Source organism: Xanthomonas albilineans, from assembly GCF_009931595.1.
In the GTDB taxonomy this organism is placed as follows: Bacteria; Pseudomonadota; Gammaproteobacteria; order Xanthomonadales; family Xanthomonadaceae; genus Xanthomonas_A; species Xanthomonas_A albilineans.
This window is the reverse complement of the sequence record NZ_CP046570.1, coordinates 2,923,440-2,936,249: the sequence shown is the minus strand read 5'-3', so window position 1 is coordinate 2,936,249 and position 12,810 is coordinate 2,923,440. Positions and strand designations below refer to the sequence as shown.

The 12,810-nt window shown below is 64.3% G+C and carries 11 protein-coding genes; 4 read left to right on the top strand and 7 right to left on the bottom strand.

What is annotated here, in order from left to right:
* Positions 1-150 precede the first annotated feature (150 nt).
* Positions 151-687: a DUF2058 domain-containing protein gene (locus tag XaFJ1_RS12205; RefSeq protein ID WP_012916986.1), complete on the top strand. Its 537-nt coding sequence runs from the start codon at positions 151-153 to the stop codon at positions 685-687.
* A 24-nt stretch (positions 688-711) separates the two neighbouring features.
* On the opposite strand, the gene XaFJ1_RS12200 is transcribed toward XaFJ1_RS12205, so the two are convergent.
* From XaFJ1_RS12200 to XaFJ1_RS12180, 5 genes are all read right to left on the bottom strand, one after another.
* A complete protein-coding gene (locus XaFJ1_RS12200; protein WP_012916985.1) occupies positions 712-1,506 on the bottom strand; it encodes an EAL domain-containing protein in 795 nt (264 codons plus the stop codon).
* 72 nt (positions 1,507-1,578) lie between these two features.
* On the bottom strand, positions 1,579-1,779 hold the full coding sequence (locus XaFJ1_RS12195) for a hypothetical protein (protein ID WP_012916984.1): 201 nt from the start codon (positions 1,777-1,779) through the stop codon (positions 1,579-1,581).
* Between the two features lie 16 nt (positions 1,780-1,795).
* On the bottom strand, positions 1,796-2,128 hold the full coding sequence (locus XaFJ1_RS12190) for a YkgJ family cysteine cluster protein (protein ID WP_012916983.1): 333 nt from the start codon (positions 2,126-2,128) through the stop codon (positions 1,796-1,798).
* A gap of 358 nt (positions 2,129-2,486) precedes the next feature.
* Positions 2,487-3,845 (bottom strand): Hsp70 family protein, encoded by a 1,359-nt coding sequence (locus tag XaFJ1_RS12185; protein WP_012916982.1) that lies wholly within the window; start codon positions 3,843-3,845, stop codon positions 2,487-2,489.
* 173 nt (positions 3,846-4,018) lie between these two features.
* Entirely contained in the window at positions 4,019-5,107 is a 1,089-nt protein-coding gene (locus XaFJ1_RS12180; RefSeq protein ID WP_012916981.1) for an alkene reductase, read from the bottom strand.
* A 521-nt stretch (positions 5,108-5,628) separates the two neighbouring features.
* Here XaFJ1_RS12180 and XaFJ1_RS12175 point away from each other — a divergent pair.
* A complete protein-coding gene (locus XaFJ1_RS12175; protein ID WP_012916979.1) occupies positions 5,629-5,814 on the top strand; it encodes an oxidoreductase-like domain-containing protein in 186 nt (61 codons plus the stop codon).
* Positions 5,815-6,006: 192 nt separating this feature from the next.
* Positions 6,007-7,377: a virulence factor family protein gene (locus XaFJ1_RS12170; RefSeq protein WP_049887194.1), complete on the top strand. Its 1,371-nt coding sequence runs from the start codon at positions 6,007-6,009 to the stop codon at positions 7,375-7,377.
* 275 nt (positions 7,378-7,652) lie between these two features.
* Here XaFJ1_RS12170 and mprF read toward each other — a convergent pair whose 3' ends face one another.
* Positions 7,653-10,214 (bottom strand): bifunctional lysylphosphatidylglycerol flippase/synthetase MprF, encoded by a 2,562-nt coding sequence (gene mprF, locus XaFJ1_RS12165; protein ID WP_012916977.1) that lies wholly within the window; start codon positions 10,212-10,214, stop codon positions 7,653-7,655.
* 905 nt (positions 10,215-11,119) lie between these two features.
* Here mprF and XaFJ1_RS12160 point away from each other — a divergent pair.
* Positions 11,120-11,464 carry a RidA family protein gene (locus XaFJ1_RS12160; protein WP_012916976.1) on the top strand — a complete coding sequence of 115 codons (345 nt, stop codon included), beginning with the start codon at positions 11,120-11,122 and terminating at the stop codon, positions 11,462-11,464.
* A gap of 247 nt (positions 11,465-11,711) precedes the next feature.
* On the opposite strand, the gene XaFJ1_RS12155 is transcribed toward XaFJ1_RS12160, so the two are convergent.
* Positions 11,712-12,788, bottom strand: coding sequence for an SAM-dependent methyltransferase (locus XaFJ1_RS12155; RefSeq protein WP_012916975.1), 1,077 nt, complete (start codon positions 12,786-12,788; stop codon positions 11,712-11,714).
* Positions 12,789-12,810: the final 22 nt, after the last annotated feature.

Sequence of the window (12,810 nt, the reverse complement as noted above, 5' to 3'; positions counted from 1 at the left end):
GGATGGAAGAGATTGTTGCGTACGCTTTTTTTCGGTGACATTGGAATTGGTGCATGGCGCTCAGGTGATGTGCTCGGGTGCTATGCGCGATGCTGACGCGTGCAGCGGGTATCATTCGGTTCCTAGATAGCGGTTCCGCGGAAGGTTTCGATGCGTAATCCCTTGCAGGAGCAGTTGCTCAAGGCCGGTTTGGTCAAGAAGAGTCAGGTGTCCCAGGTGGCACGGGAACAGGCCAAGGCGCGTCAGGGCAAGTCACCGCCGCCGCCCAGTGCCGAACAAGTGGAGAGCGAGCGGCTGCGCCAGGAACGGGTGGAGCGCGACCGCGCTCTGGCCGCCGAGCGCAATGCGCAGCTGCGGGCGCAGGAGCAGCGCGCGCAAGCGCGACAGATCGTGGAAAGCCACAAATTCAAGGCTGATGGCGAGATCGACTATCACTTCGTTGATGCTGGAAAAATTCAGCGGCTGCGGGTGGATGCGGCGTTGCGCGCGCAGTTGATCGCCGGCAGCGTGGTGATCGCGCGGCTGGAGGCGGGTTATGTGCCGATTCCGCGAGCGGTGGTGGACAAGGTCGCCAGTCGCGATCCGACGGCGATCATATTCGACGCCTTGGCAGCGCCGCTTGCCAGCAGCGGCGAGGACGATCCGTATTACAGCCGCTTTCAGGTGCCTGACGATCTGATCTGGTAAGTGCGCGGATCAGCGAGCGCGGTGTCAGCCTGTGCCTTCCAGACGTTTCCACAGTGCGGTGGGGATGCGCGGCAACGCTTCCAATGCGGGCTTGGCGAACAGATAGCCCTGGTATAGGTCGATTCCCAGCGTGCGCAAGGCATGGTACTCGGCAGGCGTTTCAACGCCTTCTGCGAGCACGGTGCAGCCGAGTGCAGCGGCCATTTGCACGATACCGCCGACGATGTGCCGACGTGTTGCGCTGGTATCGATGCCATGGATCAGGCCGATGTCCAGTTTGATTAAGTGCGGTTGGAAATCGGCGAGTAAATTGAGGCCGGAATGGCCGGCGCCGAAATCGTCGATCGCGGTCAGAAAACCATGCTCTGCGCAGCGGTTCAGGATCTGCATCACTTTGGGTAGGTCGGTGATGTATTCGGATTCGCTGAGTTCGAAGATCAGTCCGCTGATCGGCATGCCGAAGCGCTCGGCGGCGGCCAGGGTCATACGAATGCAAGTCGTCGGCTCGTACATCGCATTGGGGATGAAGTTGATCGACAGGCGCGTGCGCAAGCCCAGGCGAGTGGCGGTGGCAATTGCCTGCACCCGGCAGGTTTGATCGAAGTGGTGCAGTTGCTCTGGCCGGACACGTCCTAACATGGCGGCGGCGCTGCTGCCGTCTTCGCCGCGGACCAGCGCCTCGTAGGCGTAGATCGTGCGTGTGGCGGCATCGACGATCGGCTGGAACGCCATGTGCACTGCGAAATCCAACGGTTCTGCGTCGCCGCAGTTGCCGTAAGCAGGCTGGCCCAGTTCCGCGGACTGAGAACGCAGAATCATACGGGATCGTGATGGCGACGAAGAGCAGACAGTATGCGTAGTCGGTGTGAAGACCGCGCATAGTGCGCGCGTCTAGCCGGCTTCGAGTTCGCCGACTTTCTTCAGTACGCGGGTGGTGCCAAGCACTTCGATGCGGCCGCCGGCCTTGCGGAAGGCGGCCATGTCCGCCTCGATACGCTCGCGGCTGAGGCCCTTCTGCGTCTTGTCGACGGCATTGGCGCCGCGCCCGAGTTTGTTGCTGGACGCAGTGGTCTTGCTGATGGGGCGTGCCATGGTCGAACTCCTGAAATCAGTACATTGTCAACGGAATGCCACGCCGCAACTGGTCGTTGTGGATGCGGCGGATGTCGCGGCAGTACGGACCTGCCATGGTGAACTTGCGGCAGATCGCCGGCCGTTGCGCGTAGATCGAGCAACACATGCGCTTGCTGTCCACGGCCACGCACCAGCCCTCCTCGTCGCGCGCCATCGCGAGCAGGCCGTCGCGGGTGTGTTCGGTGAGGTGTTTGGGGATTTGGTCCTCGGGCATCAGCAGCACGGTCAGACGGCAGCAAATCGCATCGCAGCGGTCGCAGGCAATGGTCGTTTTGCTGCTGTGCGGCGGTGCCGTTGGCGTCTTCATGGGCGGTTGCGGCTGTTACGCTGCTGGGCAGAACGATGCACACAAGAAACGGCGGCGTGATCCGTCCAGGTGCGCGGATGTGGTTGGGAAATAACGGCGGACACGGGCGCTCCCGGTGTAGCAGGCTCGGCAATGGGGCAGAGCCTGGAGCGAGAAGGGAGCGAGTCGGGCGACAGAAAGGGAGGGCCGGACGAGACGCGTGTAACGACTTGATGCTGAAGCGTATTGACGCATATTACGCCAGTCGCGACGGGCGCGTATGAACGGGGTTGGTTTACCCCCGGACACGCTGTTGCGGTTTTAGGGGATAGCGGTTTCGTTACCCGTGTGGTGGCCGAGGGATGGGCCGCGTCGCTGCTCAGTCGTGTGCTGCGGCCAGCGCCAGGCCCTGTACCACTCCGAACGCGGGATCGCCATGCACCAGGCGTGCCTGCGGGAATGCGGCGGCGACCAGTTGCTGCAAATCCTTGGCGCGCGACATGCCGCCGGTCAGAAAGACGGCGGCCGGATTGCCGCCGATCTCCTGGCGCACCTGCGCGAGCAGTGCTTCCAGCGCGTCGCGATAACTGCGCGCGGCCTGTGACAAGGCCTCGGCACACACCTGCACTTGTAGCCCGGTTTCGATGTATTCCAGGGTTTCGCTATGCTGCGCGGTGTCGCTGAGACGGATCTTGCTGCGTTCCACCGCGCGGTACAGGCGCGCGGTGTTGCCTGCGTGCTGCAGGGCTTGCAGGCGCGCGTCGTAGGGCGAGGGCACCGCATCGTAGCGATGCTGGCGAAAGTCGCGCTGGCGGGTGGTGTCCTGCACCATCGCCGCCTCCACGTAGTGGTGCGAGGGTACTCGCGTGATCCCGCGGCCGAACAGTGGCATGAAGCAGGCCAGGCTCAGCGCCAGGTCGATGTCGGTGCCGCCACGGGCGATGCCCCAGGCGCGATGGACCTGCGGCGCTGCGTCGCCGCCGACGCTGGCATGGGCGATATCGGTGGTGCCGCCGCCGATGTCCACCACCACCGCATCGTGTCGCTCGCGGCTGACAGCGTGGTAGTGCATGGCCGCAGCGGCTGGTTCTTCCAGAAACGCCACGTCGTCGAAGCCGGCGGTGATCGCGGCGCCCTGCAGAATCTCCAGTGCTTGCGCGTTGCCGGCTTCGCCGATCGAACTGCGGAACTGCACCGGGCGTCCGAGCAGTGCGCGCCGCACCTGCACGCCGAGCTGTTGCGAGGCGGTCAGGCGGATGTGTTCGAGGATGTGCGCGGCAATGCCGGCGATGGTCTGGCGCGCACGCGGATGCAGGTTGTAGCCCAGCATTGATTTGGGACTCTGCACCAGGTTGCCTTCCCCCTCGACGAAATACGCGTCCAGTGCGGCATCGCCGTAGACCGCATTGTGCAGCAGTGCTGCGGAACTGCGCGGTTCGCGCATCTGTGCTTCCATCCACTGTCGCCGCACCGCCCGGATCGCATCGCGGCGCAGTGCATCGCGGCTGCGTTCGCGTCCAGCGGCGATGGTATCGCGGTGACCGGCGTCGATCAGTTCCTGCACCTGTTGCTCCAGCGCGGGGGTCAGGTCGAAATCGGCCGGGTCGCGCATTGCCTCGGGGAAGTAAACCGTGGTGCGGAACTGCAATTGCTTGCCGAAGCCGATCTGCACCACGTGGCCATCGATCACTGCGGCGGCGGCGGAATTGCTGGTGCCAAAGTCGATGCCGAGTCGCATGGCGCTGCCGGGAACGGGACGGGCGCGCACTGTGTGCTAAGCAGCGCGGCGATGCAAGCCTTGCTGGTCATGCGTGCGACCCGTGTCGGCGGTCGGCATGCTGGCAAGGTGAGGCGTTGCAAGACCTGAGTGCCACGGCGGCGGCAGTGGTGCGTCGCCGCCGTCTGCATGGGTCAGTCCAGTGTCGGGTAGTCGGTATAGCCCTTGGTGCCACCGCCGTAGAGCGTGTCCGCATTCAACGCGTTCAGCGGGGCGTTGCGGCGCAGGCGTTCCACCAGGTCCGGATTGGCGATGAAAGGACGTCCGAATGCCACCGCGTCGGCGCGACCAGAGGAAATCGTCTCTTCTGCCATGGCCTTGTCGTAGCCGTTGTTGACCAGCCAAGGGCCGTGGAATTTTGCTCGAAGCGCGGCATAGTCGAAGGCGATGTTGTCGCGGGGGCCGCCGGTGGCGCCTTCGATCACGTGTACAAAGGCCAAGCCCAGCGGGTCCAAGCGTTCCAACGCACGCTCGAACAGCGGCTGTGGATTGCTGTCGTGTGCATCGTTGGCGGGAGTGACCGGCGATAGGCGCACGCCGGTGCGCTCGCCACCGATTTCCTGCGCCACCGCCTGCACCACTTCCAACAGCAGCCGTGTGCGGTTCTCGATGCTGCCGCCGTACGCGTCGTTGCGGTGATTGCTGCCGTCGCGCAGGAATTGGTCGATCAGATAGCCGTTGGCGGCATGTACTTCCACGCCGTCGAAGCCGGCGGTGATGGCGTTGCGCGCGGCGCGGCGGTAGTCCTCGATCAGCCCGGGAATTTCGTCCAGGTGCAGTGCGCGTGGTGTCGATACGTCGGTGAAGCCGTCGGCGGTATAGGTCTTTGCATCCGCGCGTAATGCGCTGGGTGCCACCGGCGCGGCGCCGCCCGGGAGCAGGCTGACATGCGAAATTCGGCCGACATGCCACAATTGCAGCACGATCTTGCCGCCGCGGCGATGCACGGCATCGGTGATCGGCTTCCAGGCCGCGACCTGTGCGTCGCTGTAGATTCCCGGCGTGTCCTTATAGCCTTGCCCCATCGGGCTGATCTGGGTGGCTTCGGCCACGATTAAGCCGGCGCTGGCGCGTTGACCGTAGTACTCGGCGGCCAGTGCGCTGGGCAGGCGATCCTCGCCTTCGGCGCGGTTGCGGGTCAGTGGCGCCATCACAATGCGGTTGGCCAGTGCGATTGCGCCCAGGCGCACTGGCGTGAACAGCGGGGAAGCGGTCTCGGTCATCGGGAGTCCTCTGTGTGGGTGGGCCAAGGTGCCTGCAGCGCGATGCTGCCAGGATTCGCGACTGCAGAGATGGGGATGGCGGTGCCGATTTCGCGTCGGTTTCTTGGGACAGTGCGTTGCTGCTGCAGGGGGTGCCGGACGTCAGCGTGGCCTGGCGTGCTTGGATGCGCAACATCGCCTTGGGGTCGGTGCAGGGCGGCCGCGACGGGCATGCGTCTGGCTTGGTTGCGTCCATGCACTGTGCGCGCTTGGCCATGCCGCGTTTGTATCTACCCGTTGTGGACGCGTGCGGCAAGTGTGTGCAGAAGAGTGGTGAAACGACTGCGTTGTCGGCGGACAGCGGCGGGCAGTGCTAGTGTCCGGAATTCTCTTGCCGAGCGATTTATCACATGCGCGCTAGGATGTGGCGGCGTGTGCCAACCTATGTCGCATCCTTGGCTGCGTGGTCGTGTCGGTTTCCCATCGTTGCCCTCGCGACAATGGGCATCCCTGCCGAGCGCGGTCTGCCACCATGGAGTGCTATGCCCGATTCCAGCGCCCACGCCGATCCCAGACCGCAGCCGCCATCGCCGCCGGCACCAGGCGACTGCTGCGACAGCGGCTGTCCCCTGTGCGTCCATGATGTCTACCACGACGAACTGGCGCGCTATTTGCATGCGTTGGCGCAGTGGCGCCTGCGCCATCCCGAGGCGGTCGCGGATGGCTGACCCGGCTACGGCGATGGATGGGCGGCGATGGCGAACGCGTCCGGCGTACCCCAGATGAACCGAGTCGCACGTGGCGCTTCGCGCCGCTGCGGTTCGGGATTATCTTTAACAGGCTTTTTCAAGGATTGTCTGATGATGCAAACGCGTGGTGTTTGGATATGGGGATGTGGACTGAGCGGGCTGTTGGCGCCGATGCTCGCTGCGGCGGCCTTGCGTGTGGTGGCGCCGAGCGCGCCCTCCAGCGTACCGGCCCCGATGGCGGTGGCGGAGAAGCTCATCACCCACGGTAGTTTCGAGCATGTGCCAGTGCTGTTGCCGAAGGGCGATGCGCAGCGCGTGGTGCTGTGGTTTGCCGGCGACAAGCGCGGCGAGGCCGACCGCATGCGCCAAGTCGAAGCCCTGCGCCAGGATGGTGCGATGGTCGCGGTGATCGACAGCGCACATCTGCAGGCGGTGTTGACCAAGAACAACGACAAATGCGGTTTCTCCTTCGGCGATGTGGAAAACTTGTCGCGCTACCTGCAAGCCGACTTCCAAGTGCCGACCTATCATCTGCCGCTACTGGTCGGCGACGGTGACGGCGCCGCAGTCGCCTATGCGCTCGCTTCGCAGGCGCCTAAACATGAGTTGGCGGGCCTGCTGACCGAGGATTTTTGTCCGACGCAGGTCCGTTACGACCGGATATGCGGTGCTGGTGTCAAATTGGGGGTGCACGCGCTGAAGCCGAGCGCGTTGTCGGTGCCGTGGTTGGCTGCAATCGATGCTCAAACTCAGGATCGCTGCCGCCAGCAAAGCGATGCGTTCGTGCAGCAGGTGCCGCAGGCACGCCAGTTCCGCCTTGGCGTCAGTGGTGACGCGCTGCCTGGCCTGCTCGCGGCGGTGCGTTCGTTGGGCGCGCGGCCTGGTGTCAGTCTGCCGCCGATCCCGGTTGACCTTGCCGGCCTGCCTGTGGTCGAGGTGCCGGTCACCCCGGCTAGGGTGACCGCGGGCAACGCGAATGTGTTCGCGATCTTTGTTTCCGGGGATGGCGGCTGGGCATGGGCCGATCAGCACGTCGCTGGCGCGCTCGCCGAGGCCGGCATCCCGGTGGTGGGGATCGATTCGCTGCGTTATTTCTGGAGCGAACGCACCCCGCAGGGGATCGCCGCCGACCTGGATCGCATCTATCGCCACTACAGCGGCTTGTGGAAGCGCGAAAAAGTCGTGTTGATCGGCTTCTCGCAGGGCGCGGATGTGCTGCCTGCCGCTTACAACCGATTGCCCGCGCCGATGCGGGATCAGGTGAGACTGACCGCCTTGTTGTCGCTGGACAAGAAGGTCGACTACGAGTTCCACGTCTCCAGTTGGATCAGCTCTCGCGACGACGACGGCCTGCCGATCGTCCCGGAACTGACGAAGATGCCGCCGGCGCAGACCATGTGCATCTACGGCGAAGACGATGACGATACGCTGTGTCCAAGGCTGCCGAAGGGCGCTGTGCAGTTGGTCAAACTGCCGGGTGACCATCATTTCAAGGGCGATTATGCGACAGTGGCCAAGGAGATCCTGCAGCGGGTGAACTGAGGGTTGTGCCGTGGCAACGCGCCGCTCATGTTCCGAGTGCGCGAGTTGGGTTTTCGTCGGCCCACGGTTTCGCGTCAGTCTTGCGGCAGGCGCGGCGCGCGTCTGCAACGCTTTATCGATAGAGCATCGCGCTCGTGCTGCGCTTGCCGAACACAAACGGTCATGTTCCAAGTGCAGGCATGACGCTATTTTTGCGAAAGCCTCGCGGTTTCTCCATCGCATCGTTTGGCGGCGATGTGGCGCGCGACGGGATGTCGCTGTCCCGAGCCTCAGCTTCACTCCGGCTTGCGCGGGTCCAGCGAAATCAGCCGGGTCACGTCTAGTAGCGCTGCCGGCAGGTGCATGCCGCCTGGGGCGGCTAGGTAGCGGGTGCGCCAGGTCGGGTCGAACTTGGACTTGAAGCGGCGCAGGCCGGTAAATCCATAGAAGCGCTCGCCGTGGCGCACGATCAGGTTGCCGAAGCGGTTCCAGCGTCCGGCTAGTCGGTGCTGGGCCAAGCCCGACAACGGTGCCATGCCGAGCGAGAAACGGTTGTAGCCCTGGTCGCGACCCCACAGGAAGAGTTCGATGAACAGGAAGTCCATGGTGCCTTTGGGCGCATCGGCGATATGTCGCATGAGGTCTACCGACAATTCCTTGCTAGCCGGTGCCTGCCAAAGGTTGGCGAAGGCCACGACCTTGCCCTCGCACTCCACCAACGCGATCGGGAACCGACGTAGGTAGTCCGGATCGAAGCTGCCAAGAGAAAATCCCTTTTCGTCACCGGCCTTTTCCTCCAGCCACTGTTGCGAGATGTCTGCCAGGATCTGCAGCAGCGCATCGACATCCGCTGGTGGAACGATGCGGAAGCTCAATCCGCTGCGTTTGCCACGGTTCCATGCCTGGCGTAGGTCGGCACGGTCGCGGCCCTCAAGATGGAAACCTTCCAGCGAGACCAGGGCTTCCTCACCCAGCTTCACCAGGGTCAGGCCCAGATCCAGATAGGTCTGCCAATGTTGCTCGCCCACTTGGTAGAACACCGGGCGCAGGCCCATCCGATCGGCTTCTTCGCGAAAACGCCAGATCAACGCACGGGCGATGTCCGGCGACCCCACCGGGTCGCCCATCGCCACCAGCGAGCCACCATAGCGCTGCATCATCACAAAGCCGTGGTCGTTCTCAGCCGGTAGCAGTGCCTTGTCGCCGGTCATGACGAGGCAGGCCTGAGTGTCGGTGGCGTCGGCCAATACGGGCATCAGTGCGTCCAATTGCGCTGCATCGGCTGACGGCAATGGCGAACGTGTGCTGTGCAGCAACCGCGCCAGCCCGAACACCACCACCGCCACGCTGACCAACAACACTGCGCGCAGCGCGCGAGGGGCGTTGGCCGATGTGGCGAACTCCCACCACAGTTCGTTTTGGTATTCGACGTGGCTGTAGACGAAAAACAGCAGCCATACGGTGGCGATTAACACCAGTCCCAGGTTGCGCAGCCATGGCCACGACCAGGCTTCGTCGAGCAGTGCACCCTCGCGATAGAACTCGCGTCGCGCGCCCCACAGGCCGATTGCCGCCACCAGCGAGGACAGTGCCACCGAGACATGGCCGCCACGCAGCCACGCCGGCAACGGCAACAGTACGCAGATGCCGATCGCCATGGCCCAGGCCGAGTGGCTGCGCCGTTGCAGCCCCTGGCCGATTAGTAGCAGTACCACGCCGCCGAGGCTGGCCAGCAGGTGCGATGTTTCCACGATCGACAATGGCGCCACGCCTTGGCGCCGCTTCGGGGTGGGCAGGGTACCGTCGATGACTAACGCCGCACCGACCGCGAACACCGCAATGGCGATGATCTGCGGCAGCCACGGGCGCAGCGTGCGCCAGGCGACGCGGACGCCACCGGCGCTGGCGACCAGCGGTTGGCGCAGACCAGAAACCGAGGCCATCAGCACCGACAGCAATAGCGGCACCACGTAATACGTGACGCGGTAAATCAGTGCCGCAGCCAGTACTGCCGCCGGCGCGACGCCAGGCAGCAGCTTGAGCAGACTCCATTCGAACACGCCCAGGCCGGCTGGCACGGTGGAAACCAGGCCAGCCACCACCGCGACCAGATACAGGCCGACGAAGCCGATGTACTCGATTCCCGATTCGTTCGGCAGCAGCACGTAGAACGCGGCGCTGGCCAGGCCCAGTTCGACCACGCTCAATAAGGTCACGCCCAATGTGGTGCGCCGGTCCGGCAGCCAGAGTGCATGCTCGCGCCAGTGCAGCGTGCGCCCGTCGCGTCCGGCCAGCAGCAGCATCGCGGCGAAGCCGAGCAGCAGCGCGATGCCGATGGCGCGTACCGCCGATGCGCCGACTGGCAAGGCCAGTGCGGCCGCGTCCGGCTCCAGGGCCAGGGCCAGGGCCAGCAGTAGCCAGGCGCCGAACGAGAAGCCGAGTGTGCTCATCAGCACGACCTGGCCGATTTCAGCCAGGCTCAAGCCGACCCGGCCGTAACCGCGCAGGCGCACCGCCCCGCCAGTCAACGCGGCGAAGCCGAGTGTCTGCCCGACCGCGTGCGCCAGGAACGCGGTGACGCTGATCCGCATCGGATGCAGGGTGCGCCCGCTGCGACGCAGGCCGATCGCATCGAAACCGATCAGACAGGCGTAGCTGCTCAGCCCCAGTAGCATGGTCAGGACGATCTGGCTAAGTCCGAGCTGGTTGAACGCATGATGGATTGCGCTGTAGCCGTGGGTGCTGAACTCGCTATCCAGCGCATGCAGCGCCATGGCGAGGATCGCCAGGCTGGCCAGTACCGGCAGCGCGCGGCGCCAGCCGGAGACAGGGGAAGCGGAGGACGCGGCGTCGGTCATTACGAGTGTGCGTGGGCAGAAGAGGATGGTGGACGCGCCGCAAGCAGCATGCCATGGAGGCAGGGCGGAACTGCAAGCGGCGGAAGAGAGACGGTCTATCGTGATGTCGGTTGACCAGCGCTATACCGGCATACCGACAATTGGCATGATAGTGGAATCGCAGGTCGGCACGGTGTCTGTGCTGCGGCATCGGTGGCGCCGGTCGCGATCTGCGGTACCTTTCCTACGATCCGCAGTTGCCGATGCCTGTGTCCGCCCCGTCTCGCCACCGCGTTGGCCGCGCTTGGCCGGTGTGTTGGCGCTGGTCCTTGCTTTGCTATTTCTTGGGGGTGCTGGGATTGCAAGTGACCCGCCTCGATCTGCACTGGCTGCAGGCCACGCTGAGCTTATACCTGCATGGCATGGCCCAGGTGGCTTGTTGTTGAGGAGCGTCTATGTCCTGTTGGCCGCCGACGCGATGCTGGCAGCCGGGCTGTATGCGCAGGCACCGCGCGGACGGTACCGGTGTTGTTGTTCGTCGTGGCGGCAATGGGCTTGTGTGCGCTCGTGATCGGGGAAAGTTACCTGCCGCAGCAAGCACCGCGGCTTGCACCGCTGGTGCATGCCTTATCGGCGCAAGCCGCGTTCCTGTGCCTGACCAGCGCGATGCTGTTGCAGAGCAGCCTGGCTGCGTCGGCAGGTCGTGCGGCAGCGCAGTGCGGGAACTGCGCAGGGGGTGGCGTTCGCTGCGATGCGGTTGCATGTGCTATGGCGCACGCCGCTGCGCGGGCGGACTCAAAAACTGACCATCGCATTGATCCTGGCGTGGCTGGTGTTGGTCGCCTATTGCCTGTGGCGACCGCTGCCTGCAGCCGCGACGCAATCGCGCGACAATGGCCCGGTCTTCCCACTTCAGGACAATGCCCATGATCCAGCGTTTCGATACCGGCCCACGTATGTCGGAGATGACCGTGTACAACGGTGTGGCGTATCTCGCCGGACAGATCGCCGATGATGCCAGTGCCGACATCGCTGGCCAGACCCGCCAGGTGCTGGCGGCGATCGATCGGTTGTTGGCCCTTGCCGCTACCGATAAAAGCCGGATTCTGCGTGCGGAGATCTACATGACCGATCTGGCCGAGTTCGCCGAAATGAACAAAGTCTGGGAAGCCTGGGTCAGCCCAGGCAACACGCCAGCGCGTGCCACCGTGCAGGCCAAGCTGGCCAATCCGCAATGGAAGATCGAAATCGTGGTCACCGCGGCGGCATAGGTGGCGGCAGTAACCTGGGGAGCTTCTGGTGCCTGCTGCGTGCGCAGCAATGCCTGCGTTTGCGCCAGGAGTCACCTCGGTGGCGACGCATTGCCGGTAGCACGTCGTGGCCGAGGCTGCCCCATGGCGGAAGAAAGCATGCGATTGCCGCCAAACCAGCGGGCTTTCACTGGAATGGCGGCCATGTTGTAACTGACATCGCTCGATGGCGGTTCGGTCTCGACACCATGCTGCGCGTTGCGGTTTCTCAGCGCCGCACGAATCGGTAATGCGCCACGCCCCACTGCTGGCCCTGTTCGTAGCCGAATAGTTCCGCACACGCCATCCAGAACATGCGCCAGCGTTGCCACCAGATCTTGGCATCGTCGCCATAAGTGGCCTCCAGCACTGGCATCAGTTCCTCGCGATGCCGGTCCTGGTTATGCAGCCAGGCGTTGGCGGTTTTTTCGTAGTGTTGTCCGGATAGCAGCCAGCGCTGCTCGAGGGTCAGATCGTCCTGGAATTGCAGCAATGTATCGGCCGCCGGCATCAGTCCGCCGGTGAAGAAGTGCCGTCCCATCCAGTTGTCCTCGCCTTGCACCTCGAATGGGTAAGCCAGATCGCGGTGACAGAAGATGTGCACGAACAACTGCCCGTCCGGCACCAGCCAGTTGCTGATCCGCGCAAGCAGTTCGCGATAGTTGCGCATGTGTTCGAACATTTCGATCGAGACCACGCGGTCGTAACTGGCGGCGGGCAGGGTCAGGGTATTGGCGTCGTGGGTGATGACCTTGACGTTGTCCTGCCCGCGTGCACGGCATTGCGCCAGGATGTGTTCGCGCTGCGGGCGTGAGTTGGACACTGCGGTGATGCGCGCACCAGGGTACTGCTCGGCCATCCACAGGGTCAGCGAGCCCCAGCCGCAGCCCAATTCCAGAATGCGCTGGCCATCGTGCAATTGGGCGCGTTCGGCATACAGGTGCAGCATCCGCTCCTCGGCGGCATCCAGGTCGGCGGTGCTCGCATCCCAGTAGCAACTGCTGTATTTCAGGCGCTTGCCCAGGCATAGCTCGAAGAAGCGCGGCGCTACCTCGTAGTGCTGGCGGTTGGCCGCGTCGGTTTCGATCGCGATGGCGCTTTCGCGTAGCGAGGCGACGAACCTGCGCTGGCGTTCCCAGGCTGCGTCGGCACCACCAGCGCGCTCCTCGCGCAGGCGTTGTGTGCACAGCCGACGCATCGCTGCGCGCAGCAGCGTATCAGGCAGCAGGCCGGATTCTGCCAGTCGCGTGGCCAGCGGTTCGGCCGGCAAGGCGGCCGGGGACGAGGGGACGAAAGTGCTGGACATCGGTGTATCTCCTGAAATGGGC